The organism is Enterococcus sp. C76 (genome assembly GCF_040886985.1).
Classification (GTDB): domain Bacteria; phylum Bacillota; class Bacilli; order Lactobacillales; family Enterococcaceae; genus Enterococcus_B; species Enterococcus_B lactis.
This window is the reverse complement of the sequence record NZ_JBFOEY010000003.1, coordinates 1-26,229: the sequence shown is the minus strand read 5'-3', so window position 1 is coordinate 26,229 and position 26,229 is coordinate 1. Positions and strand designations below refer to the sequence as shown.

The 26,229-nt window shown below is 39.2% G+C and carries 24 protein-coding genes; 9 read left to right on the top strand and 15 right to left on the bottom strand.

Features of this window, described 5'->3' with window-relative positions; genetic code table 11:
- Positions 1–77: 77 nt before the first annotated feature.
- Positions 78–983 (bottom strand): AraC family transcriptional regulator, encoded by a 906-nt coding sequence (locus tag AB3I00_RS04835; RefSeq protein WP_002312019.1) that lies wholly within the window; start codon positions 981–983, stop codon positions 78–80.
- Positions 984–1,157: 174 nt separating this feature from the next.
- Between AB3I00_RS04835 and AB3I00_RS04830 the strand changes: the two genes are divergently transcribed.
- The 5 genes from AB3I00_RS04830 to AB3I00_RS04810 all read left to right on the top strand — a co-directional run bounded on the left by AB3I00_RS04830 (position 1,158) and on the right by AB3I00_RS04810 (position 6,747).
- Positions 1,158–2,612, top strand: coding sequence for a glycoside-pentoside-hexuronide (GPH):cation symporter (locus tag AB3I00_RS04830; protein ID WP_002336053.1), 1,455 nt, complete (start codon positions 1,158–1,160; stop codon positions 2,610–2,612).
- A gap of 15 nt (positions 2,613–2,627) precedes the next feature.
- Positions 2,628–3,659 (top strand): aldose epimerase family protein, encoded by a 1,032-nt coding sequence (locus tag AB3I00_RS04825; RefSeq protein WP_368024825.1) that lies wholly within the window; start codon positions 2,628–2,630, stop codon positions 3,657–3,659.
- A 6-nt stretch (positions 3,660–3,665) separates the two neighbouring features.
- Positions 3,666–4,853, top strand: coding sequence for a galactokinase (locus AB3I00_RS04820; protein ID WP_368024823.1), 1,188 nt, complete (start codon positions 3,666–3,668; stop codon positions 4,851–4,853).
- 153 nt (positions 4,854–5,006) lie between these two features.
- The gene (locus AB3I00_RS04815; RefSeq protein WP_002291409.1) at positions 5,007–6,389 is read left to right on the top strand and encodes a Y-family DNA polymerase; all 1,383 of its coding nucleotides are present in this window, start codon (positions 5,007–5,009) and stop codon (positions 6,387–6,389) included.
- Positions 6,361–6,747 carry a hypothetical protein gene (locus AB3I00_RS04810; RefSeq protein WP_086285748.1) on the top strand — a complete coding sequence of 129 codons (387 nt, stop codon included), beginning with the start codon at positions 6,361–6,363 and terminating at the stop codon, positions 6,745–6,747. The genes AB3I00_RS04815 and AB3I00_RS04810 overlap by 29 nt, the downstream gene beginning before the upstream one ends.
- Positions 6,748–6,868: 121 nt before the next feature.
- Here AB3I00_RS04810 and AB3I00_RS04805 read toward each other — a convergent pair whose 3' ends face one another.
- The 14 genes from AB3I00_RS04805 to efp all read right to left on the bottom strand — a co-directional run bounded on the left by AB3I00_RS04805 (position 6,869) and on the right by efp (position 22,423).
- Complete coding sequence (locus tag AB3I00_RS04805) at positions 6,869–7,537, bottom strand: DUF421 domain-containing protein (RefSeq protein ID WP_002308119.1); 669 nt, start codon at positions 7,535–7,537, stop codon at positions 6,869–6,871.
- Positions 7,538–8,056: 519 nt separating this feature from the next.
- Positions 8,057–9,436 (bottom strand): FAD-dependent oxidoreductase, encoded by a 1,380-nt coding sequence (locus tag AB3I00_RS04800; protein ID WP_002291406.1) that lies wholly within the window; start codon positions 9,434–9,436, stop codon positions 8,057–8,059.
- Between the two features lie 173 nt (positions 9,437–9,609).
- Entirely contained in the window at positions 9,610–10,779 is a 1,170-nt protein-coding gene (locus tag AB3I00_RS04795) for a pyridoxal phosphate-dependent aminotransferase (RefSeq protein ID WP_368024822.1), read from the bottom strand.
- Entirely contained in the window at positions 10,754–11,905 is a 1,152-nt protein-coding gene (locus tag AB3I00_RS04790; RefSeq protein ID WP_368024821.1) for a M20 family metallopeptidase, read from the bottom strand. The genes AB3I00_RS04795 and AB3I00_RS04790 overlap by 26 nt, the downstream gene beginning before the upstream one ends.
- Positions 11,865–13,226 carry an aspartate kinase gene (locus AB3I00_RS04785; RefSeq protein WP_002291402.1) on the bottom strand — a complete coding sequence of 454 codons (1,362 nt, stop codon included), beginning with the start codon at positions 13,224–13,226 and terminating at the stop codon, positions 11,865–11,867. Before AB3I00_RS04785 ends, AB3I00_RS04790 begins: the two co-directional genes overlap by 41 nt.
- Entirely contained in the window at positions 13,223–14,224 is a 1,002-nt protein-coding gene (locus AB3I00_RS04780) for an aspartate-semialdehyde dehydrogenase (RefSeq protein ID WP_002314501.1), read from the bottom strand. The genes AB3I00_RS04785 and AB3I00_RS04780 overlap by 4 nt, the downstream gene beginning before the upstream one ends.
- 15 nt (positions 14,225–14,239) lie before the next feature.
- Positions 14,240–14,935 (bottom strand): 2,3,4,5-tetrahydropyridine-2,6-dicarboxylate N-acetyltransferase, encoded by a 696-nt coding sequence (gene dapD / locus AB3I00_RS04775; protein ID WP_002314500.1) that lies wholly within the window; start codon positions 14,933–14,935, stop codon positions 14,240–14,242.
- 5 nt (positions 14,936–14,940) lie between these two features.
- Entirely contained in the window at positions 14,941–15,657 is a 717-nt protein-coding gene (dapB, locus tag AB3I00_RS04770; RefSeq protein ID WP_024635453.1) for a 4-hydroxy-tetrahydrodipicolinate reductase, read from the bottom strand.
- On the bottom strand, positions 15,654–16,535 hold the full coding sequence (dapA, locus tag AB3I00_RS04765; protein WP_368024820.1) for a 4-hydroxy-tetrahydrodipicolinate synthase: 882 nt from the start codon (positions 16,533–16,535) through the stop codon (positions 15,654–15,656). The genes dapB and dapA overlap by 4 nt, the downstream gene beginning before the upstream one ends.
- A 2-nt stretch (positions 16,536–16,537) precedes the next feature.
- The gene (gene dapF, locus AB3I00_RS04760) at positions 16,538–17,338 is read right to left on the bottom strand and encodes a diaminopimelate epimerase (protein ID WP_086285741.1); all 801 of its coding nucleotides are present in this window, start codon (positions 17,336–17,338) and stop codon (positions 16,538–16,540) included.
- A complete protein-coding gene (gene lysA / locus AB3I00_RS04755) occupies positions 17,325–18,584 on the bottom strand; it encodes a diaminopimelate decarboxylase (RefSeq protein ID WP_002291394.1) in 1,260 nt (419 codons plus the stop codon). The genes dapF and lysA overlap by 14 nt, the downstream gene beginning before the upstream one ends.
- A 287-nt stretch (positions 18,585–18,871) precedes the next feature.
- Positions 18,872–20,767 carry an alkyl/aryl-sulfatase gene (locus tag AB3I00_RS04750; RefSeq protein ID WP_368024819.1) on the bottom strand — a complete coding sequence of 632 codons (1,896 nt, stop codon included), beginning with the start codon at positions 20,765–20,767 and terminating at the stop codon, positions 18,872–18,874.
- 127 nt (positions 20,768–20,894) lie between these two features.
- Positions 20,895–21,662: a J domain-containing protein gene (locus tag AB3I00_RS04745; protein WP_104764665.1), complete on the bottom strand. Its 768-nt coding sequence runs from the start codon at positions 21,660–21,662 to the stop codon at positions 20,895–20,897.
- A gap of 197 nt (positions 21,663–21,859) precedes the next feature.
- Positions 21,860–22,423, bottom strand: coding sequence for an elongation factor P (gene efp / locus AB3I00_RS04740; RefSeq protein WP_002289434.1), 564 nt, complete (start codon positions 22,421–22,423; stop codon positions 21,860–21,862).
- Between the two features lie 425 nt (positions 22,424–22,848).
- Here efp and AB3I00_RS04735 point away from each other — a divergent pair, with 425 nt between their 5' ends.
- From AB3I00_RS04735 to AB3I00_RS04720, 4 genes are all read left to right on the top strand, one after another.
- A complete protein-coding gene (locus AB3I00_RS04735; RefSeq protein WP_024635448.1) occupies positions 22,849–23,766 on the top strand; it encodes a PLP-dependent cysteine synthase family protein in 918 nt (305 codons plus the stop codon).
- Positions 23,767–23,778: 12 nt separating this feature from the next.
- Positions 23,779–24,924, top strand: coding sequence for a cystathionine gamma-synthase (locus tag AB3I00_RS04730; protein ID WP_002292688.1), 1,146 nt, complete (start codon positions 23,779–23,781; stop codon positions 24,922–24,924).
- A 171-nt stretch (positions 24,925–25,095) separates the two neighbouring features.
- Entirely contained in the window at positions 25,096–25,554 is a 459-nt protein-coding gene (locus tag AB3I00_RS04725) for an S-ribosylhomocysteine lyase (RefSeq protein ID WP_002289439.1), read from the top strand.
- 160 nt (positions 25,555–25,714) lie between these two features.
- Positions 25,715–26,185 carry a glutathione peroxidase gene (locus AB3I00_RS04720; protein ID WP_024635446.1) on the top strand — a complete coding sequence of 157 codons (471 nt, stop codon included), beginning with the start codon at positions 25,715–25,717 and terminating at the stop codon, positions 26,183–26,185.
- The last annotated feature ends 44 nt before the right edge of the window (positions 26,186–26,229 follow it).

Below are 26,229 nucleotides of genomic sequence, written 5' to 3'. Positions count from 1 at the left end.
TTTTAGTCTTCGTCTTACAGTGTAGCATAACCGCCACAAGTTTCTTTTGCCGATGCTTGTCCTTTTGTCCAAGCAAATTAGGTCGTCCAAGAGACTGCAGTTTGTTTTTCCAACTGTTTTTTCAAAGTATCCAAAGCAATATTCTTGAAATTTTCGTTTTTCATCCGTTTACGATAGTTCGTAGCCGTTTCTCCGGTACTTTTTTTGAACATTCGGCTAAATACGACTAGACTATTGAACCCTACTTGATAGGCAATGCTTTCCACGGATTCATCCGTCAGGGAAAGAAGAAACGCCCCTCGATTAATCCGTACCCCGATCAAATATTCCTTGATACTGGTACCCATATGATTTTTGAATACTCGTGACAAGTGACTCCGGTTGACAGCTAAATGCTGGGCAATTTCCTCAACAGATAAATTTTCCGCATAATGTGCCTCGATGTATTTGACTGTCTCAACAGCTAAAGAGGAATGAACTTTTTGTACGCCACCGCTGATCTTTCCGCCGTCTTTTAAAAGGACTGATAAAAAACGGTAGGTTAGTGCTGTTAACTGTAATTCATTTTCCAAGGTTTCTTCCGTATCTTTCATGCATTCTAAAATAATGTCGATATATTTTTGTATATCGGAAGAGACCATCGTGTACTGGTCTTCTCTGAAAAGCGACTGCCGGATGATTTCTTCTGCCGCATGTCCACCGAAAGAAAGCCAGCAATACATCCATGGATCTTCTCCATCTGATAAGTAAAATGTCGAGTCTCCTGGACGAATCAAGAATAGATCTCCTTTTTTCAATTGAAACTGTTGATTTTTCACATGATAAGATCCTTTGCCTTCCATCACGACGTGTAAGATGTAATCATTGCGAATAGCAGGACCAAAAGAATGAAACGGCATCGTTTTAGAGAAGCCGCAAAAATCAAAATACAATTCTTTTTCTACTTGTTGATGTTCCTTTTTTAAAAAAATCGATTGCTCCATTTCTTCCCCTCCTTACTTCTTTAGTATAATGCAACAAAAAGTTAAATAAAAGTCACAGAAATATATTAAAAAGGAAGCGATTTCTTGTTAAGTTTAAGTCATTAAAAGATCTTTGTTATTCGTTGTAACCGGTTTACTTAGTATTATATATTGAACAGGAGAGGAATACAGATTATGAAAAGCAAAATGATCCAACGTATGTCCTACGCTTTAGGCGCTTTTGGACACGACACATTCTATGTTACATTAAGCACTTATTTTATGGTATTCGTGACAAGCCAGATGTTTGCAGGAACAGATAAGGCAACGAATGCAAAAATGATTGCTACAGTTACAAGCTTAGTTGTAGGTATTCGCTTAGTTGAAATTATTTTTGATCCTTTAATTGGTGGCGTTATTGATAATACCCGTACAAAATATGGCAAATTCAAACCATGGTTAGTTATCGGTGGTATTGTTAGTTCTGTACTCTTGGTAGCAATCTTTACCAATTTCTTTGGCTTAGCTACTCATAATACGACTTTATTTATCATATTATTTGCAATCGTTTTCATCTTGTTGGATAGTTTTTATTCATTCAAGGATATCGCTTTTTGGTCAATGATTCCTGCTTTGAGCACGGAAACAAAGGAACGTGAAAAATTTGCTACGTTTGCTCGTTTCGGCTCTTCTCTAGGTGCAAATGGTACTACACTAGTCGTTGTCCCTATCGTTACTTTCTTTACCTATCTTGTTACTCATAAACATATTGAAGGCGCTTCAGGTTGGTTCTGGTTCGGTGTGATTGCCGCTGTTATTTCAGGCGGTACTGCGATTATCACTGCCTTGGGAACAAAAGAAGTCGATACTGCGATCCGTCAACAAAATGAAAAAGCCGGAATCAAAGATGTGTTCAAAGCAGTTGCTCAAAACGATCAATTGATGTGGCTTGCCCTTGCTTATATCGCTTATGCGATTGCTAATGTAGCAACGACTGCCGTATTGTTCTACTTCTTCAAATATGTACTTGGCCAACCAACTGAATTTTGGATTGTTGGTCTAGTTGCTGCCTTACTTGGTTTAATAGCTGTCCCATTATTCCCAATGCTTACACGCGTCATCTCTCGTCGCTATGTTTACCTTGGCGGGATTGCAATGATGATTTCTTCCTACTTTTTCTTTACGATCGCAGGTTCAAGTTTGCCAATCGTTATCATCGGGTTAGTATTGTTCTACTTCCCTCAACAATTGATTTTCTTATCCGCTTTGATGACAATCACAGACTCTGTTGAATATGGTCAATGGAAAAATGGTATCCGTAATGAAGCTGTTACTCTCTCTATTCGTCCTTTACTAGATAAAATCGCTGGTGCTTTGTCTAACGGGATCGTAGGGTTTGTCGCTATCGCTTCTGGGATGACTGGTAATGCTACTGCTGCTGATATCACTGCTCATGGCGTAACGACTTTCAAAGCTTATGCATTCTATGCTCCTGCTGCTTTGATGATTTTCTCCGCTATTATTTTTGCTTGGAAGATTACATTGACAGAGAAAAAACATGCACAAATCGTTGAGGAATTAGAAAACAAATTGGCTCCAGCTGATACAATGGAAGATGAACTTCACGATGCAGTAGTTCCTTCACATTAAGAAAGGATCTTGAAAATGAAGATTACAGAAAAAGATTTCGGCCAAGGTTATCATTTGATAACCTTGGAGAATAAAAACAAGCTAGTACTTTCTGTCTCTGATTTAGGTGCTAGGATCGTTTGTTTAAAAACAAATGATCAAGAATTAGTTTTGGGATTTGACACCGCTGAAGAATATATCGAAAAAGACCCGTATATCGGCGCGTCTATCGGTCGCACCGCAGGGAGGATCGAAAATGGCCGCTTTTCTCTCAATGGAAAAACTTACCAATTAGCTATAGATCCAAAAACTGGGCATAATCTGCATGGTGGTTCTCCTGGATTTGAATTAAAAAAATGGTCTTATGTCATTTTGAATGGCGAAAATGAAGCTTCTGTCATTTTTACTACTACAAGTCCCGACGGAGAACATGGTTTTCCAGGTACATTGGATGTGGAAGTCCGTTATACTTTGACACAAGATAATATCTGGCGGGTGACCACTCGCGGCATCAGCGATCAAGACACTTTATTCAATCCGACAAATCATGTCTACTTCAACTTGACGGGAGATGCTTCTCAAACGATCAATCAACATGAGCTTTGGCTCAATAGTGAAGCTTACGCTCCTTTACGAGCAGACAGTATTCCTATAGGAGTAAAAGAAAATACTGCAGGGAATGCTTTCGATTTTCAAACGCCTAAAAAACTAGCGTCCGTTTTTGCTAGTGATTTGGATCAAAAAGAACTCGTTGACGGAATCGATCATCCATTTTTCTTAAAAGAATCTGGCTTGGATAAAGAAGCTGCTCGCTTGACTAGTCCGGATAAAAAAATCCAAGTAGATATCGCTACAGATGCTTCTAGTATGGTTATTTTCACTGCAAATTTCGGTCCAGAAACACCAGAAATGCGTGGTCGAAAACTGGCACATCACGGCGGCATCACATTTGAGACTCAAACAGCTCCAGGGGCAGAGCGCTTCTCAGCATTTGGTTCGATTCATTTAAAAGCCGGAACAGCATTTGAAACAGTGACAGAATTCAAAATCAAAACAAGAGAGGAATAACTCATCATGGAAATCAAAAGAAGCTTAAACACAAAATTTGCCGAAACATTCGGCCCTAAAAAAACGACACAATACTTCTCGCCAGGTCGCATCAATTTGATTGGTGAACACACAGATTACAATGGCGGTCATGTCTTCCCTGCTTCCATCACTTATGGAACGCAAGGTGTCGCCGCACCTAGAGACGATAATAAAATATTAGTTTATTCCACAAACTTTGATGATATCGGCGTCATCAGTTTTACTTTAGATGAGCTAGAATATGATAAAAAAGCAAATTGGGCAAACTACGTAAAAGGAATGGTCCTTAAATTAAAAGAAGCTGGACACCCAATTGATCATGGATTTGAGTTGTTGGTGGAAGGAACAATTCCTAACGGTGCAGGACTTTCCAGTAGTGCTTCATTAGAATTATTGGTAGGTGTTGTATTAGAAGATCTGTTTGATTTAAAAACGGATCGTTTGGAACTAGTCCAAACGGGTAAAAAAGTAGAAAATGAATTCATCGGTGTCAATTCAGGTATCATGGATCAGTTTGCCATCGGCTTCGGTGAGCTAGATCATGCGATTTTGTTAGATACAAATACGCTGAAATATGAAATGGTCCCAGTGAAACTAGATGGTTATGCAATCGTCATCGTGAATACGAATAAACGTCGGGAATTGGCAGATTCAAAATACAATGAACGCCGCAGCGAATGCGAAGAAGCCTTGGCACGTCTGCAAAAAACTTTGCCTATCTCTTCTTTAGGAGACTTAGATGAAGAAGAATTTGAATCAACTATTGACCAAATCGGTGATGATACATTGATACGCAGAGCTCGTCATGCTGTTTCTGAAAATCAACGTACTTTGAAAGCAAAAGCTGAATTAGAAGCTGGAAACTTGGAAGCATTTGGACAACTGCTAAATGATTCTCACCACTCTCTTCGCTATGATTATGAAGTGACTGGGATCGAGTTAGATACACTAGTGGACGCTGCTCAAAAACAAGAAGGTGTCTTAGGTGCACGAATGACAGGAGCTGGATTCGGTGGCTGTGCGATTGCTCTTGTCAAAGAAGAAAATATACCTGCCTTCAAAAACAATGTCTATGATGAATATATGAAAGTTGTCGGCTATGCTCCAGAATTTTATGTTGCACACATTGGAAATGGGACAACAAAGATCGATCCAGAAGCCGTTCATGTTTGATAGAAAAATCAATGAACACAGCTAAATAAACAGGTAGAAATAACCTCTCAGCAATTTTCAAACATGGGCAAAAGGCTCACATTTGAAAATTGCTGTTTTTTATCGACACGAAAAGGGAACGTGTGTTCTAATTATGTAGAAGAGGTGATTGTTATGTGGGCGAATCAAAATCCAGTATTTGTTTATGAAAAAGAACCTTCACGAGATATTTTATGTATTGACTGCAAATCTTTTTACGCCTCCGTAGAGTGCGTGGAAAAGGATCTTGATCCCCTTACAACTAAATTAGTAGTAATGTCCTATCCGTCTGATTCGACAGAAACACGGGGTAGCGGATTAATCTTGGCTTCCAGTCCTGCAGCAAAAAAAGCATACGGCATCACCAATATCAGTCGTGCCAGAGATTTACCCTTCCCCTATCCAAGTGATTTATATATTGTTGCTCCAAGGATGGCCTATTATATGGAAAAAAACAGAGAAATCAATACTATCTATAAAAAATATGCAGATGAAGCGAACCATCATGTCTATTCCGTTGATGAAAGCTTCCTTGATGTAACAAATAGCATGGCACTCTTTGGTAAAACGAATGCGTACGACATGGCTAAACTGATCCATAAAGATGTATTTGAACAGACCGGAATCTACACGACTATAGGAATCGGCGATAACCCACTACTTGCTAAACTAGCCTTAGATAATGGCTCAAAAGACGGAAAACAAATGATTGCTGAATGGCGTTATGAAGATGTCCCAGAAAAGTTATGGACAATCTCAGATATCACTGACTTTTGGGGAATCGGCAAACGAACAGCAAAACGACTGAAACAAATGGGTATACATTCGGTTTATGATTTAGCTCACGCGGATTATTATCACTTGAAAAGCACGTTAGGGATCATCGGTACTCAGCTTTATGCCCATGCTTGGGGAATCGATCGAAGTTTTTTAGGGCAAGAATATATACCGAAATCAAAAAGTATCGGAAATAGTCAAATTCTAGATAGAGATTATACGAGGCAAGAAGAAATCGAGATTGTTATCAAAGAAATGGCCGATCAAGTCGGCACCCGCTTGAGACGATCTGCAGCAAAAGCACAAGTAGTCAGCTTATGGGTAGGATACTCCTTAGGTTATCTTGATCCAAATGGTAAGACCGGTTTCCACCAGCAAATAAAAATCGAAGCGACAAATGCTAGCAGAGATCTAGCAGAGGCTTTATTGACCATTTTCCACCAGCATTACCGCTGTCAGGATATTCGACGTATAGGCGTGAACTGTTCCAACCTCGTATACGCGACAGGTTTACAGCTTAACCTTTTTGAAGATCCTGAGAAGCAGATAAATGAAGCGAAAGTTGATTTTGTAGTCGATACGATCAGAAAAAAATACGGCTTTAAATCAATCATCCATGCGCATAGTCTCTTGCAAGGAGGACGCGCCATTGCACGTAGCTCTCTCGTTGGTGGGCATGCAGGTGGTATGAGTGGATTAGAAGGTGGAAAAGATGAGACGGACAGCAAAAAAATTCATTGACTATAACGAGTATCGAGATCGTCCATTTGGATTAAAATGGGGGACCGCTTTTGCGATGGAAGAACTAGTCAACGGTATCAAAAAAAATGAAGAAGCAGCACGCAAACAACCTCTCCCTAAACAACAAATGACATTACAAGAAATCGATAGTATACTGACAGAAGCTTTTTTATCTCGTAAAGCAGTAATCATCCAGCTCAATTTAACAGATGAATTTGGAAGACTCTTAGATGAGGTTGAAGGTCATTTCATTGGTGAAGCCTATGAAGATTATTTTATGATCGACCATCAGCCGATAGTTTGGGAAGACGTACGGCATATTGAGTTAAAAGAAACAAAAAAATGGTTTGTGACATGAGAGGCTGTTCAATCAGCGTTTTGATTTTATTATTAGCTGATTGAACATCGTTTAGTGGAGGTTGCGAAAAAGTCGCTTAGTTTTGAGTATCAAGTCAAAGCGCTGATTTCACAACCTCTCTCTATCCATCTATCCGGTAAGATTCATGCATCACGTCTTCTTTGTTTAGTACGTAGAACCCTTTTTCTTCTGACCATTCGACATAAATCAGCTGTTTTACGTCTGCATAGCCTTCTTTCTTCAAATTCTCCAGAAGCCACGATTCATCTAGTTGATTGGATTGAAGTACTTTATGCTGGATTTGTCCTTCATCCACTAGCAGGATCGACAAAGCTTTGTCATCATCTGATTTTTTCAATACACTCATTTGACCGGCATTCTCTAGGATAACATGTTTGGCATTTTCAAGAGAAAAGCATTCCTGCTGTCTTAAGATTGCTCGCAATTGCTCCATCTCGATATGGTTATTTGCCAACTCTGTCATGTTGATGACGCCGTCTTTGATTAAAACAGAGGGCTCGCCTTTAACCCAGCGATTGACTTTTTCATTTTTTTGGACGATACGTTCGATACCATAAATCATTACTGCCCAAAGCGCAATGGCAAATAGGACATGGCCTACATGGACATTGTCATCATAGGTTGATTCTTCTAAGATCCCCCCTAAAACAAGCGTATAGACTAAATCAAATGGTGTGATTTCCGACATGGATTTCTTCCCAAGCAAACGCACCACTAATAACAAGCCGATCAATCCGAATACCAGTTTCATTGTGATTGAAAAAACCATTCTTTCTCCCCCTAACTATCTGTTAATTAAATTATATATGCTTTCTCTCAAACACGCATGGAATATACAAGGAAGAAATGTATCCTTTCACTAAAAAAAGGACTGTGACACGAGTCGTGTCACAGTTCCTTATTCCGAACAAAGGGTGTTCAATCAGCTGACCCTCGATATTCGCTCAAAAAACGGCAAAATATGAGGAACTATTTTGCCGTTTGTTTCTCTAATACTCAGTTCAAAACACTGATTTTACAACCTCTTGGTAAACGGTGTTCAAAAGCTTGCATCTGCGGTAATAAGTCCAACCAAGTTAAAAACATAAGAAGCTGTTTTTACTTGACTGTTCTTATTACTTGATGCAGGGCAGCTTTTTCACAACCTCCTACACGGTGTTCCAGAAGTAGCTTCTACGGAAATAAGCCGAAATTTCACAAAAATTTGAGAAGCAATTTCCGTCAATTCCTTCTTATTTCTTGAAGCTGACCACTTCTGTCACAACCTCTTTTCAAATATTTCGTTTCCTTATTCTACAAATGGTTCTTCTCCTAGTGCTTGTTGAGCGGCTAGATTCAACATGCTCCATTGTCGGTCAAAACCTGGTTGGAAGAAGAAGTCAGCTTCTGCCAGTTCTTCTAAAGTCAGTTTATTTTGGATCGCTAGTGCCAACACATTTCCTTGACCTGTAACATCATAGGTAGATAATACTGCTCCTCCTAGCAATTGATGGGTCATTGGATCTGAGAATAATTGGATGGACACTTTTGGATTTCCTTGTTCTTCTGGTACATATTTTGGTCGTAACGTATCTTCATAATAAGACACTCGTACATCTACTCCTGCTTTTGCTGCAGTGAAGCTATTCAATCCGCTTGCTGCAAAATGGTAATCGAAGACACTTAATGCGGAGGAACCTACGACTCCGCCGAACGGTTTGTTTGGTACTTCTTCAAAAAGATGTTTTACTACATAACGTGCTTCTCTACGTGCAACAGTCGCTAAAGCGATCGGCATTTTTTTGCGTGCTGGGATAGAATAAGCAAGTGTAGCATCTCCTACTGCATACACATCTGGAAGATTCGTTTGCAAGTATTCATTCGTTTGGATCCAGCCACGTTCATCTAAGTCGACGATCCCTTTTAACCATTCTGTATTTGCCTTCACACCAGCAGCTTGGATGACTAGATCTGCTGGGATTTCTTTTTCACTTGTTTTGATTGCTTCCACTTTTCCGTTTCCGGTAAAGGCTTCGATTTTGGCGTTTGTCAAAACTTCAATACCGTTTTCATTTAGGTGTTGTTCTAAAATGTCTGTCATTTCAGCATCTAAATATGTGCCTAAGGGTCTGTCGATCACATCAAGCAAGACGACTTCTTTCCCAGCTTTTCGGCTTGCTTCTGCTGCTTCGATCCCAATGTAACCAGCACCTACGACAGCGATTTTTTTAATAGCCGGATCATTTAATTTTTCTTTGATTTTGGTTGCCCAATTGTATCCACGCATCAAGTAGACATTTTCTAAATCTGCCCCTGGTACTGGCAAATTGTTTGGTTTGACACCAGAGCTCAAGATCAATTTATCATAAGGATATTCTTTTGTTTCGTTATCTGATGCGCTAGTAACCGTTACTGTTTTTTTATCTGCATCGATCGTTTTTACTTCGTGATTATTTAAAATATGAACATTGGATTGCGGAAAGTTTTCTGGTCTGAAATTACGTACATCATTTACATCTGTTACCTTGTCTTCTAGATACAGCTCCATACCGCATGACATGAAGGAAACATAGTCTCCTGCTTCAAATAGCGTGATATCTACATTTTCACCGTATCGTGTCAATAGTTCCAAGATCGATTGATGCCCTCCATGAGATGCACCTACAATGACAACTTTGATTTTTTCCATTGATGAAACCTCCTTGAATATTCTTTTAAAATCATTCTAAACAATTTAAACTTAACATTACATCAGTTATGAATCAAAAGAAACGCGTTCATTTGAACCAAATTTAAAAAACAATCGGCAATTTGCAGAATATACCGCAAAGATGCCGATTGTTTTTTGAGAAAATTCATGAATCACTGTTCTGTTAAAAAGTCTTTGATCCGTTTGCACGCTTCATGTAAGTTTTCCATACTGCTAGCATAAGAAATTCGTATATAGCCTTCTCCTTCTGGGCCAAATGCAATGCCAGGGATACACGCAACTTTTGCCTGTTCCGCTAAGTCTACACAAAACTGCCAAGAGTCGGTTTGAATGACAACTGGGAGTTTGCAAAATAAATAAAATGCACCGTTTGGCTGAGTCACTTCAAATCCTAAAGGCGCCAATTGCTGGACCAGATAGTCTCTTCGTGTTTGATATTGCTCTTTCATGTTCTCGCTATCTTTTACTCCATTTATTAGCGCTTCAGCCGCAGCTTTTTGCGACATCGTTGTAGCCGCAGTCACCAGATATTGATGGACTTTAATTAGTTCGTCAATAAGGGCTTTTTGAGCAAAAATAAACCCCACTCGCCAACCAGTCATCGCATGTGACTTGGATAGCCCGCTTATCACGATTGTTTGTTCCGGAAGATAAGAAGCTATGGACATATGCGTTCCAGTGTAAGTCAATTCAGCATATACTTCATCACTTATAACAAATACCGGATATTTTTTTAAAACTTCAGCGATTGCCTCCAACTGGCTTGCAGACAATGTCGTCCCAGTTGGATTGTTAGGATAATTTAAAATGACTGCTTTGATAGCTGATCCATATTGTTCAAATGCTCGTTCAAATTGTTCCGGCTGACAGACAAACCCTGTGTCAGAAGTATCTATCGGGATCAATTCAGCACCAGCTAGTTCCACTAATGGCTGATATCCTGAATAAGCAGGCGCTGGAATAAGAACCTTGTCTCCTTCTTCTAAAACAGATAACAATGCAGAGGCAATCGCTTCCGTTGCACCAACCGTCGTCAAAACTTCCGTTTGCGGATCATAAGTTAATCCATAACGCTGCTGCTGAAACATACAAGCAGCTTCCCGCAGTTCCTCCAGTCCTCTCATTCCGGTATAGTGAGAAAAGTCTTCTTCAATCGCTGCTATTCCGGCTTGTTTGACATGTTCGGGAGTCGGAAAATCCGGTTCTCCCAAGGTGAGCTTGATCACATCTGGTATCGACGATATTTGCTGATCGAATTGCCGTATTTTAGATACTTCTATTCTAGAAAGTCTGGGATTAAATCGATTGGATAAATTCATCATTATTTACTCGCTCCTCTTTTGAACTGCTGTCGATTTCTTCAAGAAGATTTTCTGTAAAAAGAATCGTTTTGTACCATTCTACACCATTTTCTAAAACATCCATATCAAAATCGAACGTCGGATCATGTAAAGCAGGGGTATCACCGACACCTAAAAAGAAAAATACACATGGATATTGTTGCGTATATATGCCAAAATCTTCGGCTTGAAGAACTGGATCCTCTAATTCATGTAGTTTGTTTGAATCCGACAATGCTGCATATAAGCCGCTATGATTGATCACAGCTGGATAGCCGTCATTATAATGGAAAGAAATAGTAGCTGCAGAGTGAAACTGTTCTGCTAAATGAGCTAATCCCCTCTTCAAATAATTTTGCATATCTGAACTGTAAGAACGGATACTTCCGGATACAATAACTTCTCCAGCTAAAACATTCCGGATCGTTCCACCTTGGATTTGACCAAATTTCATTAGATGATTCCACTCTGTCGGTAATTGCCGATCAAAATCATAAACATTCTTCAAAAATCGTACAGCTGCCTCCAGACTATCGATTCCTTTTTCACTAGAAGCAATATGCGCGGACTGGCCCTTGATGATAATGTCTGTTTCACTGCTTTGTGCCATCAAAGGTCCTGGTCGAGAAAAAACTTCTCCTTTCGCTAGTCCAGGCCATAGATGAAAGCCAAATATTGCTTGTACTTCATATTTATCTAACAATCCTGACTGAATAACACTTTGTGCGCCGCCGGAAATTTCTTCTGATGGCTGATAGATCAGTACTACATTATAAATAAGCTCCTCGATGTGTTCAGTTATAAAGTCGGTCAACCCTAAAAGCATCGCCATATGTCCGTCATGACCACATGCATGCATATACCCTTCATGCTTAGAAGCAAAAGAGAGATTCGTTTCTTCTTTGACTGGCAGTGCATCGATATCTGTTCGAAAAGCAATCGTTTCTTCTTGTTGATTATCAAAATAAAGAAGCAGTCCTGTTTCGCCGATTTCATGGATAACGGCTCCACTATTTTTTACTTGTTCATATAAATATTTTTTTGTTTTGAATTCATGAAATCCGATTTCAGGAATTTGATGGAGTGCCATTCGATATTCTTTCAGCATCCGTATTCACCATCCCTTCATAGATACCCTTCACTACGGTTTCATACTGATCATTCGGTACACCGATGATTAGATTCAACTCCTGTGCTCCTTGTGATAAGATCGATGTGCGAATTTCTAATTTATTCAATATCGATAACACTTTTCCAGATAAACCGATCAATTCTTTATGCGGTCCGCCAACGACAGAGATCAAAGCTAAGTCTTCGATCACGACGATTTCTTCCACGCCAAGTGTTTCTTTTAATTCTTTTGTGATGAGAAATAATTTATCGGCAATCGCTTCTGCTGAAACGATCACTCCGATATTGTCGATCCCTGAAGGAATATGTTCGATTGATATCTCATGTTTAGCAAAAATGCTCATTGCTTTCCAGATAAACCCGATTTCATCGGACATATGACGTTTGAATAAAGTGATCGAAAGAAAATCCTTGCGTCCAGCTATTCCTGTCAATCCATTTTCCTTTTCCACTTCGTGATTCGATATTTTTGTTCCTTGAGCGAAAGGATCATTGGTATTTTTTATTTGGATGGGGATATCCGCCTCTTGAACTGGGAAAACAGCTGCTTCATGAAGAACATTAGCCCCCATATAAGCCATCTCTCTCAGTTCTCTAAAAGAGATTTCCTCGATGATTTTAGGATGATCGATGATTCTCGGATCAGCCATCATGATTCCTGAAACATCTGTCCAATTCTCATAACTCGCCGCTTGTAGCATCTTCGCCAGTAACGCGCCAGTAATGTCGCTTCCCCCACGTCCCAATAATTTTTCTTTGCCTGCAGGGTTTGCCCCGTAAAATCCTGGAACAACCATTTTCGGATATCTTTTAAATGCTTTTGTGATTTCCTGTGCTGTTTTTTCCTCATCGATTTTTCCATCATAGTCAAAGAACAGCAGGTCCTTTGCATCAATGAACTGGTAACCAAGATACTCAGCCATCAGTCGAGCAGTCAGATATTCACCTCTGCTTACTAAATAATCTTCAGTTATCTTTTCATCTTCCAGTTGTTTTTGTATGCGTGCCAGTTCCTCTTCCATAGGTAACTGCAGGTCAAGAAGGTCTCTTACTTGAATGAAACGTTCACAGATCCTTTCCCAAAGGGGTGTCCAATCAACATGATGCTGAAGGTAGGCATAAATCAAATAAAGTAAGTCTGTTACTTTGTCATCATCTGATGTACGTTTGCCTAAAGCAGAAACAACGATCACTTGACGATTGGGATCTGAAAGAACAATTGTACGGACTTTTTTGAATTGTTCTTCATGAGACATCGATGTTCCGCCGAATTTTGCTATTTTCAGCGTATTACTCATCTTGCCACCTCCGCTATTTTCTGCATTAAAGCTGCAGCAATCTGTACGGCATTCGCAGCGGCTCCTTTGCGTATGTTATCGGCAGTTGTATAGAACAACAGTCCGTTCTCTAAAGAGGTGTCTTTTCTGATCCTCCCAGCATAAACCGTATCTGTTCCTCTAGCAAGAATGCTCGTTGGATATTTATGTGCTGCTAGATCATCTTCTAATTGGATTCCTGGAAACTGACTGAGACACTCTTTAACTTCTTCAATCGTAAACTCTTTTTGCAACTGAACGGCCACCGAGACTCCGTGTCCATTCTCGATTGGCACACGTACACAGGTTGCTGATACTGGCAAATCAGGCTGATGCAGAATCTTACGGGTCTCATTTATCATTTTCTGTTCTTCTTTGGTATAGCCGTTTTCCAAAGGCTGATCGATTTCTGGAATCACCGTTTGACTAATATTATAAGGATACAAAGCTGGTTCCTCGTCATTTTGCGTGCGGTAAAGATCTTGGATACCTTTCTGTCCAGAACCAGAAACTGCTTGATAGGTCGAATAATTGACTCGTTGGATTCCAAAGGCTTCTTGTAAAGCTTTAAGCGGTAGTACCGCTTGAATGGTTGAACAATTTGGATTCGCAATCAGCCGATTCAATGTATAGTCTTCAAGATTGACCTCTGGAACGATCAATGGAATATCCGAATCTTCTCGCCATGCCGAGGAATTATCTATAACAAATAATCCTTGACTTCTTGCGATTGGCGCAAACTCTTTGGATACAGAAGCACCTGCAGAAAATAGCGCTAAATCATATCCTTCAAATGAAGTTTCTGTCAATTCCTGTACAGTGTGTTTCTTCCCCTTGAATACACAAACTTTGCCAGCTGAACGTTTTGACGCTAATAATTTCAATCGTCCTACTGGAAAATCATATTCTTCTAACACTTTGAGCATCGTTTGTCCGACTAATCCGGTTGCCCCCACAATACAGGTATCTATTTCGCGCATTTTTCTCCATCTCCTCTATAATTCGCGTAACGCAGCAATCAATGCTGTATTTTCTTTTGTCTGATCATCACTTATTTTCAAGACACGTGCAGGTATTCCACCGACAACAGTGCCTGCTGCCACATCTTCTAAAACCACTGCTCCTGCTGCCACGACTGCATCTTTTCCGATATGGACACCTTCAACAATCACTGCATTCGCACCTACCAGCACGCCGTCTTCTACGATAACCGGTTTAGCCGATGCGGGTTCGATTACACCTGCTAAGACAGCTCCTGCACCAATATGGCAGTTTTTGCCCACTGTCGCTCGTCCACCTAAGACAGCACCCATATCAATCATCGTGTTTTCACCGATTACTGCACCGATATTGATAATCGCTCCCATCATGATCACGGCATTGTTGCCGATGGACACTTGATCTCTGATAATAGCACCTGGTTCGATACGGGCATTGATTTTTTTGATATCCAGCAAAGGAACTGCACTGTATCTTGCAGCAGTTTCGATTTCGATTTCAATGATTTTTTCCGCTTCAGCTTCTAAAACCGGAGCAATCGACTCGTAGTCACCAAAAACAACGAAGCTGTTTCCTTCACCAAAAACTTTGCTGTCTTTAAATTTGATTGGCTCGGTTACATTCAGATAGACTTTCACAGGCGTCTTTTTAGATGCCGTTTGAATGTAGCGGATGATTTCTTGAGCTTCCACGTTTCTTACACCCCTTTATCCATTAATAAATCTTCTAATTTGTAATAACCTGGTGGCTGATTTTTCAACCAGTCCGCTGCTTCTACTGCACCTGCAGCAAAGATTCGATTAGAAAAAGATTCATGTTTGACCGTAAATACTTCATCGGGAGCTGCAAACATTACCTCATGTTCACCAGGTAAAGAACCTGCACGAATACTGTGTACACCAATTTGATTTTCTTCTCTTTTTTGTCCTTGCCAGTTGTATACAGGCTGAAGCTTTTGTACTTCTTGGATTGTTTGAAGAAGCATATTCGCGGTACCAGATGGTGCATCTTTTTTACGACTATGATGTTTTTCAATCAGTTCGATCTGCCAGCCTTGCAACATTGCAGCTGCTTGCTTGATCAGTTGGTTCATCACCATGATGCCTAACGAAAAATTAGCACTATACATCACAGGTACCTGCTTGGCATGTTCTTCCATTTCTTGGAACTGTGATTGTGTATAACCTGTCGTGCCAATGACTAACGGAAGTTGATAAGACAAGCTATACGAAAGGATCATCTCTAAATTATCTGGATGAGAAAAATCAATAAGCAGTTCTGGCAGTTCCGTAAAAGCAAGTGTAGTTGCTTCTTTAGGTGCCGTCCGTAAAAGAAGGACCGTGTCTCCTCTTTCTTGTGCAACTTCTTCGACTCTATTCCCCATCTGTCCACTGCCAATCAGTCCGATTTTCATTTTTCAACCGTCCTTTCCCTTAGCAAAAGCTGAGCTAATTGTTTCTTTTTCTCTTCCGAAAGGGACACTAAAGGCAGGCGTAGAGGTCCTGAAGGTAAATTTAATAATGACATAGCTGCTTTGACAGGAATAGGATTGGTCTCACTGAACAAGGCATGGATCAGTTCAAGTGCATTTAATTGTTTTTCTTTTGCTTGCTGCCATCTTCCGTCCATCGTATCTTTTACTAACTCATGGACTATTTTAGGCTGGATATTTGCCCATACACTGATTACACCGCTCCCTCCTACACTCATTACTGGCAGGATCAAATCATCATTTCCGCTGTAAAGGCTGAATCTTTCGCTAATCAATCGAGCGGCATCCATCACATAAGCCATATCTCCTGAGGCTTCTTTCAAACCAATGATATTAGGATGTTCTGCTAAATCTACTAGTACATGGATTGGAATCGACATGCCTGTTCTAGAAGGGACATTATATAAAATAAGCGGAATTGGTGAAGCTTCTGCAATTGCTGTGAAATGAGCAGCTAATCCTGCATCACTTGTTTTGTTGTAGTAAGGAGTGATGACCAAAAGTGCATCTGCGCCCAAAGAAGCAAAATGCTTCGCTTTTTCAATCGTTTCTTTCGTATTATTCGTTCCAGCTCCTGCAATCACCGGCACACGGCCAGCCACTTTCTTTACTGTCAGTTGAAGGATCTTCTCCTCCTCAGATTGTGTGAGTGTAGAAGATTCTCCTGTTGTACCCAAAACTAATAATCCGTCTGTTTGTTCATCTAAATGGAATTGGATCAATTTTTCCAAACCAGCATAATCTACTGATCCCTCTTCATTCATCGGCGTGATCAGCGCCACGATCGAACCTTTTATCATCTTCATTCCTCCAATATTCTTGTCCATTCATGAACTGCTGGACCAGCCATTTGTATCGTATCCTCACCAGAGATCATCAAGTCTCCTTGTTCCAAGTGAACGACTACCTGATCTGCTGAAATCTTCCCAGTTTCCTTCGCAACCGCATAAGAGGCACAGCAACCTGTACCGCAAGCAAGTGTCCAACCTACTCCTCTTTCATAGGTACGGACGGTCAATTCTTGTTCATTGACTACTTCTACAAAGTTGACATTGGTTTTTTCTTTGAATAAAGGATGATGACAGATCAGTTCGCCTCTTTTTTTCCAGACTTCCTCACGCGCATTTTCAACAAAAACAACGGTATGGATCGTCCCTAAAAATAAACTAGTGATCGTTACTTTTTCGCCACCAATTTCTATTTCCTGGTTTTTTATTGGATAAGATTGTGCAGCTTTGATTTTTTCTGGAGAATCATCTGGCACTCCCATATCTACGCTGCAATAAAAAGGCGAGGGATCCAACACCGTAATTTTTCTTGTGCCTGCTAACGTCTCTACGTTGAATTCCTGTTCATCCATCCTATTTTGATCATTCACATATCGAGCAAAACAGCGAATACCATTTCCGCACATAGGGGCACGGCTACCATCTTTGTTGTAATAGATCATTTCCAACGGATCGGTTTTTACGGCGATCAATCCGTCTGTGTCATATTTTTCTTTTGCGCATAAAGAAGCGGCTAATTGACTATAATCCGTATCCTCTGTGTAATCTAATAAGATAAAATCATTTCCACAGCCATTATATTTATGAAGGATCATAAGAAACTTCCCCCCTTAGTAGATCAGAAAATGCTTGTCTGCGAACAACCAGTCTTGATTGACCATTATTGACAAAAACAACTGCTGGTCGTGTCGCTCGATTGTAGTTGCTGCTCATCGAGTATCCGTAAGCCCCCGTGGAATAAACAGCTAAAAGATCACCTGATTTTGCTTTCGGCAAATAAGTTTCTTTGATTACCACATCTCCTGATTCACACATTTTTCCTGCAATCGTCACTTTTTCTGTTTTTTCTTCCGACAGTTTTTCTGCTAAATCACAATCGTATGCTGCCTGATACAGAGCTGGGCGGATATTATCTGTCATCCCGCCATCTACAAAGTAATATTTTTTATGTGGTGTCTTTTTGATGAAGCCAATCGTGTATAGTGTTGTACCAGCTTCCCCAACAATACTTCTTCCTGGTTCGATCAGTAGTTGACGAATCGTCAGTTTTCGTTTGTCCAAAGCTTCTTCCGTATATTCAATCAGCTTTTTTAGTGCCTCTTCGATTGGGATTGGCTGATCATTTTGTGTATAACGAATCCCGAATCCTCCCCCGAGATTCAAGGAAAGTGGTTGCTCAAAATCGGTTAAGTAACTCGTCAATTTGTCGATTTCAGCTAGCCAAGCAGTAACATCAAAAATTTGTGACCCAATATGGGCATGAAAACCTTCTAACTCTAGATAACTGCTTTCTTTTATCAATTGGAGAGCTTGCTGACACTCTTTACTTTCATAGCTCATGCCGAATTTTGAATCAATATGTGCAGTGACGATATATTCATGAGTATGGGCTTCTACACCGACATTCAACCGAAGCATGACATCGACTTTTTTAGAATAGCGTTGGCTTAATTCTTCTAATAACTCGACTTCCATCAAGTTATCGGCAACAACATGCAACAACTCATTTTCAAGTGCATAAATCAGTTCTTCTGGGGTCTTGTTATTACCATGGAAATAAATAGCATCTCTAGGAAAATCAGCTTGCAAAGCGGTATAGATTTCCCCACCGCTGACAACATCCAGCCCAAATCCATATTCATGGACTAAACGTAGCATCTCAATCGTTTGGAATGCTTTAGAGGCGTAAAGCACTTTTGTATCAAAATGCTTCGATACAAAGCCTCGCTTGAATGACAGCATCGTTTGTCTCATCTTTTCTTCGTCATACACATACAGAGGTGTCTGATACTTTTCTGCTAATGTGCTTGCTGTGACTCCGCCAATTATCAATTCTGTCATTTTTTCATTCCTCTTTTCACATTTTTTCCGTTTTTATTGGAATTTCATTTGATAAAGATTTGAATTTTATTGGAATAATATTATACAAAATTTTCTGAATTGTCTAGTATATTTCGAAACATTTTTTTAAAGCAAAAATAAAAAAGGGTACAAAAAATAAAATATCCGAACCATCAGAAGAATATTTCTGCATATAAGCAGAGGTTTATCGCTGTTTAGCGATGATAAACCCTTTTTACTTCCATATCGTTCGGATATCTTAAATTTATGAGTTATTTCAACTATTTTCACGGTTCCATGATATTGAAATAGTTGTTTGTATCTGCTTTAAAAAGCATGGACCAGTTTCGTGGTTCACCCGAGGAATCAAGCATTTGCTGGAGGAATGCTAATCTTTTTCCTTCATAAATGAGCGTGACCTCCTCTTTGTCTGAAGAAATAGGATAATAAGTCAAAATTCCTTGCCAGTAATCGATGAAATAAGTCGTTGTCAATGAATGGATTTGACCATTTGAAAGTTGCCAATCATCTGTGAACTTTACCATGCCCGTCTGTTGTTTTTTGGTCGAGATAGTATGGATGCTTAAATAATCCAGCAACATTTCTCCATTCATCTGTGCCGATAACTCTGACGAATCAGCCGATTCAATTGAAAACAAGTCCACATCTTCCTTTAATTCCAGTGCTCCAGTCAAGTACTCATTTCGCCAAGCCCCAGATTCCGATTGATACCCCAATTGTGTCAACGATCGTCGGCAAAGTGCTCTTGCCTCTTTATTTTCAGGATCTGCGTAAATGACCAAATTCGTAACTTTTGCCGCCCATTGATAATTTCCTTTTTCATAATCTTCATGTGCTTTTTCTAAGATGGCCTCTGCTCCACCCATGTACTTTACCATTTGTTTCGCTTCCCGTTCAGGAGGAAGCGGATTTAAATTCACCGGATTTGAATCATACCAACCGATATACTTTTGATAAACCGCCTTGCTATTATGAGCAATCGTTCCGTAATATGGTCTTAGATACCACTGGTTTGTCAGCTCTTCTGGCAAAGCGACTTGTTCTGCTAATTCGTTTATGGTATACCCGGCATTGACAGCTTTAAGTGATTCATCATGAATTCCTTTATATAACCGTGCTTGGTCTAGTAAATACCTGTTAATAGCATCTGGTTCCTCCTCAGTGGCGTACCGCGGCCAAGTATGCGCATGGAACAATACTTTTGCTTTTGGTCCATAGCGCCGTTGTGCCTCGATAAGGTATCTCGACCAGCTTTTTCCATCTCGTATCTGTGCCCCTCGCAGAGTATAAAGATTATGCATCGTACAAGTGCAGTTTTCTGCCATCCAAAGCGCTTGATATGTTGGAATATACGTATTCATTTCGGCAGGGGCTTCTGTGCCAGGGGTCAATTGGAAATCCAGATCTAATCCATCGATAGCGATTATTTTATTTTCAGTGATCTCACAAGTAGGAAGCTCAAAACTGATCGTGCCTGTAGATTGTCCTTGTCCAATCCCAACAGATAAGGAACCAAATGGACTTTTTTCTAAGGAAGAGCCATATTGAAAGACTGCTCTTCTTCCCATGGCCTTCCCTACCATAAGGTTCTCAGAAATAGCAGCTTCCGTAAATCCTTCAGGTACATAAATCGGAACAGAAGGATCTACTTTGAAGTCTTTAAACAAACCGCGTATGCCACCAAAATGATCGACATGGGAATGACTGATAATGATTCCTGCAAGATTCCCCTCCACTTCTGGATACCCGTTTTCATTAAACCAGCGATTCGCAAACTCAATCGCTGCTCTTGAACATTCGATACTCATCAATGTATCAAAGACAATCCATTTATTGTTTGGAGTAAGAACCAGTGTGAGGTTGGCCATATCAAATCCCCGTAACTGAAAGATTTGCTCAGTGACACGAAAGAGACCCGTTTGATGGTTACATCGCGCATTTTCCCAAAGACTTGGATTCGCACAGTTTGGACATTCCTCTTCTAAAAATGCATAAGCTTTCTGGCTCCATATAACTTTTCCGTCTTGAATAATCTCTAAATGGTTAAAGGGAGCGACACAATTCTGGCTAGCTAACATAAATTCATGATTATCCGCAAAGTTCAATTGTTTTTTTACGTTGCTATTTTCTTTCTGTGTCTCTTTCGTCGTATGCTTCTCCATTATTCAGCCTCCGTTTTCTCTTTTTAAACTAATTTAATTATATTATTATTTTAATATAAAGAGAAAGAAAACGCTGTCTTGGTTATACAAGCAGTAGGAAAATAAAAGGAAACATGGCAATTTGAAACTATTTCAAATATTTATAGGCTTCGATAATCTCTTCGTACTTTTCTTTCGCATTTTCTTCTACGGATTTATCTGGATGATACTTCATGACTTTTTGTCGATAGGCATGTTTGATCTCTTCTTTTGTTGCCTGTTCATCTACACCTAAGATCAGCCTAAAATAAGCTTCCAGTTCAAAAGGCTCGTTGATTACTAAAGAAGTTTTTTCGTTGTTCCTATTTTGATCAGATGATTGTTGCGTATGCTCAGAAGTATCTTTCTTTTCATTTTTTTCTTTGAGTAAAAAAGTGAATAAATACGTACACTTACGAAAATACTTATTCAAAGAATGATAAACAACTAAACGGATACCAATTGCTACGAGAGAGATCGGAACTGTCAACAAAATATTCCAAATCAAAGCTAATTGAAAAATAACATTTAATAAATAAAAAACAGTAACTATCGTCATACATGATCCTATGATCTGCAATGGATAAATACCATAAAATTGTAATAGACTAGACAACAGCAGGTAACTCAGTGGAATGCTTAAAAGAATAAATAATTTTACAGATAGATGCGCTTCTGTAAATCGTTGAAAATAATGGATGATAGGCTGAAAAAATTCCAATAATTCAATATATCGCCCACCTATTTCATTCGGAAGGAACATCGAAAACAAAACAACAATTATGTACAAAGCCACTTCTGGAAATGCAAGCGTTACAATTATTGCCCACAACAAAAAAATCAAAAGATAAAAAAACAGTAATAGGATGAATCCCATAAAGATTCCTCTCTTTCAAAATATTCGACAGATCACATCTTTCAATTAAATTGTATTTCAAAGTGTAAATAAAACAAATACTTTTTTATTTTTCAATCGGCTGATTCTACAAAAAACCTCTTGAAAGGCAGATCGGATGATCCACTTTTCAAGAGGTCAAGCTATGTTATTCAACTTCTTATCAATTCGTCAGCTCATTATTTTGACGCACGTTTTACATAAGAACCTTCTGCTGTATTGATTTCCAATAATTCATCTGTTTCGATGAAGTCAGGAACATTGACCACTAAGCCAGTTTCCATTGTCGCTGGTTTACCTGAACCAGTAACTGTTGCACCTTTGATTGAAGGTTGTGTTTCCACGACACGCAACACGACAGTTGTTGGTAATTGAACACCGATAACTTCGCTACCGAAGAATTGGATTTTTACTTCCATGTTTTCTAGGATATATTTCATTTCTTCTTCTACTGTTTCTACAGGAATTTCATATTGTTCATATGTTTCCAAATCCATGAAGAAAGCTGTATCGTCCATCGTGTACAAATATTGCACAGGTTTTGTGTCGATATGTGCTTTTTCAAATTTTTCTTCTGGTCTGAATGTTGTGTCGTATGTTGCGCCTGAACGGACATCTTTCAGTTTCATACGCATAACTGTATTTCCTTTACCAGGTTTATGGTGGCTTGCATCCAGAACTTTAATCAATTTACCGTCTTGAACGAATGTCATACCGGCTCTTAAATCACTTGCTGAGATCATTATTTTTGCTCCTTCTTTTCTTTATCATAATCAACTTTATTGTATCAGACAACCGGTCAGAAAACTAGAGTATTCTCTATCTTTTAAGGTTTCATGACTATTTGTCAAAAAAATAAACACGGGTAAACGATACTATCGAAAATTTTTTCCTTTCAAGCCTTTGACTTTTATTTTTTTTCATGCTATCGTTAATAAAAATTTTACTTGGAGGGATACACATGACAGTCAGCAACCAAAAACAATTGAATCGTTGCTGTTGTATGGTGCGTAAAAGCAGCATACTATTTGTCATGTCTATTAATTGCCCTTCATAGAATGAGTACCAGATAACTTACCTTTTTGTCTACTCAATTTTTCTCTATGTCTTTCAAGGAGCTGATTTAATAGTCAGCTCCTTTTTTTATTATCTTTTTTAGGAGGTCCATATGATTATCTCGACAATTACAGAAGCTATTGGTTCTACACCGCTTTATCGCTTTGACAATCAGCACTATTCTATGCCTAAAGGTTCTGCTATTTATGCAAAACTGGAATATTTAAATCCAGGAGGAAGTATCAAAGATCGATTGGGCAGTTATTTAATCAAAGAAGGACTTGCCCAAGGAAAAATCAATGAAAAAACGACGATCATCGAGCCGACTGCCGGAAACACAGGGATTGGGATTGCTCTGGCCGCACTCACGCATCAGTTAAGAACGATTTTTGTTGTTCCAGAGAAGTTCAGCTTAGAAAAACAACAATTGATGAAAGCATTGGGAGCAAAGATCATCCATTCTCCTAGTGAGAAAGGAATCGTCGGTGCCATCAGCAAAAGTAAAAAACTTGCAGAAGAGATATCGAACAGCTATCTGCCTCTTCAATTTGAAAATAAAGATAACCCCGCTGCTTACTATCATACGTTAGGACCGGAAATCTTTCATGAAATCAAAGAAGATATCCATAGTTTTGTGGCGGGGATCGGTAGCGGTGGAACCTTTGCTGGAACTTCTACCTTTTTGAAAGAAAAATATCCCGACATTCGAATAATCGGTGTAGAACCAGAGGGCTCTGTGTTAAATGGCGGAGATCCAGCCCCTCATGAAATTGAGGGTATCGGTGTAGAATTCATTCCGCCGTTTCTTTCTCCCCTTTCAATCGATCAGATCGAGACAATCTCTGATATAGAAGGGTTTAACTATACTAGGCAATTAGCACGAGAACAAGGACTATTAGTTGGAAGTTCGAGTGGTGCGGCTTTTGCAGCAGCATTAAGAGAAATTCGTCGTTTACCACCTGGTCATCGTGTCGTTACGATTTTTCCAGACGCAGCAGACCGCTATTTATCAAAAAACATTTACTTATAGGAGGAAAGAAACATGCACATTCAAACAAAATTGATCCACGGAGGCATCAGTGAAGATTCCACAACAGGAGCTGTCAGTGTACCTATTTATCAAACATCCACTTATCGGCAAGATGGAGTCGGTCATCCTAAACAATATGAATATTCAAGATCTGGTAATCCTACTCGTTTTGCATTGGAAGAACTGATTGCTGATTTGGAAGGGGGTGTTCGAGGATTCGCTTTTTCTTCTGGTCTTTCTGGGATTCATGCCGTTTTTTCTCTTTTTGAAGCTGGCGATCATATCTTATTAGGAGATGATGTCTATGGAGGAACATTCCGTCTATTTGACAAGGTTCTTACTAAAAATGGTCTCGAGTACACGATCATAGATACGAGCAATCTTGATAAAATAGAACAATCCATCCAACCCAATACAAAAGCACTTTATCTTGAAACACCTAGCAATCCACTTCTAAAGATTACTGATTTAGAAAAAAGTGCCACTCTGGCTCATCGACATGGATTGATAGTTATTGCTGACAATACATTTGCTACTCCTTATTTTCAAAGACCATTAGATCTTGGTTCTGATATCGTTGTCCACAGCGGCACCAAATATCTAGGCGGACACAGCGATGTAGTAGCTGGTCTAGTGACAACTAGACATAAAGAGCTGGCCGAGCAGATCGGATTTTATCAAAATGCTATCGGTGCCGTTCTTGGTCCTCAAGATAGCTGGTTACTTCAGCGTGGAATCAAGACTCTAAGTGTTCGTATGGAGGAACATCAAAAAAATGCTTTTGCAGTAGCTGATTTTCTTTTCTCTCATCCAGCAGTAGAAAAGGTCTACTATCCAGGATTACCCGATCATGAACTTTATGGAATTGCTAAGCAACAAATGAGTGGCTTTAGCGGAATGGTTTCTTTTACTTTAAAAAATGAAGCAACTGCTATTCCTTTTGTTGAATCTCTCCAACTATTTACTTTAGCAGAAAGTTTAGGTGGCGTAGAAAGTTTAGTAGAAATTCCCTCTGTCATGACTCATGCGTCTATTCCAAAAGAAAAACGTGAAGAGGCTGGCATAAAGGACGGCTTGATCCGTCTTTCTGTAGGAATTGAGTATGGTCAGGATCTCATAAACGATTTAGCTCAGGCATTTGACACAATCAAGAACTAGAAAGTCCGCATAAACGGTTTAGCAGAAAAATCTAAAAAATATTTCAGATTGCTACACCTTGGAAACGATAAGTGTTAGAATCAAGTAGAAAGACGTTTTTGTAAATTTCACTAAATAATTCTTTAGTGGAAAACATCAAAACAAATGAACAAATAGATAGGAGTCTTATAAATGAGAATGAATGTCGAAAGTTTTAATCTTGACCATACGAAAGTCAAAGCACCTTATGTACGTGTAGCCGATCGAAAAACAGGTGCACATGGCGATGTCATCATTAAATACGACGTCCGCTTTAAACAACCAAATAAAGAACACATGGATATGCCAAGTCTGCATTCATTGGAACACTTGACTGCTGAACTAATCCGTAATCATGCAGATTATATCGTAGACTGGTCACCAATGGGATGCCAAACAGGATTTTACTTGACTGTATTGAATCATGAAAGTTACGAAGATATTTTAGATGTTCTGGAAGCAACAATGAAAGATGTCCTTGAAGCTACTGAAGTACCAGCAAGCAATGAAACACAATGCGGCTGGGCTGCTAGCCATACATTAGAAGGTGCACAAGCCTTAGCTCGTGAATTTTTAGCAAAACGCGATGAATGGTCTGAAGTAGAAGCATAGTTTCTAAAAGAACGTAAAGGTGAGAAGCAATAAAGCTATCTTATCTTCGTAGTCGTTTTATTAACTATTTATTGTCTGAAAAGAGTACTAAACGAGAAAACAAATAGCTAGTTTTCAGTTTAGCACTCTTTTTATCATATAATAGAAAGGAGAAAATTTTATGTCTATCTATAATTTTGAAGTTGCTTTAGAAGACGGCACAGTTTATTCATTGGAAAAATATGCCGGCAAACCAATAATCATCGTCAATACTGCAACAAAATGCGGCCTAGCACCGCAATTCGAGCAATTAGAAAAACTTTATCAAACTTATCAGTCACAAGGTTTGGTTATATTAGGCTTTCCTTCGAATCAATTTAAACAAGAACTAGCTTCAGCGACTGAAGCCGCAGAAGCTTGTAAAGCCACTTATGGCGTTACCTTCCCTATGCATCAATTGATTGATGTAAATGGAGAAAATACAGATCCTCTTTTTACTTATCTTAAAAATGAAGCTCCTGGTACGGTCACTAAAGCCATAAAATGGAATTTCACTAAATTTTTGATTGATCGAAATGGAATAGTAATTGAACGATTTGCACCACAAACTTCTCCATTGAAAATGACTACTGCAATTGAATCCGTTCTTTAACTTAATAAAAATAAAAAAAGATGAACTATTTCTAGTTCATCTTT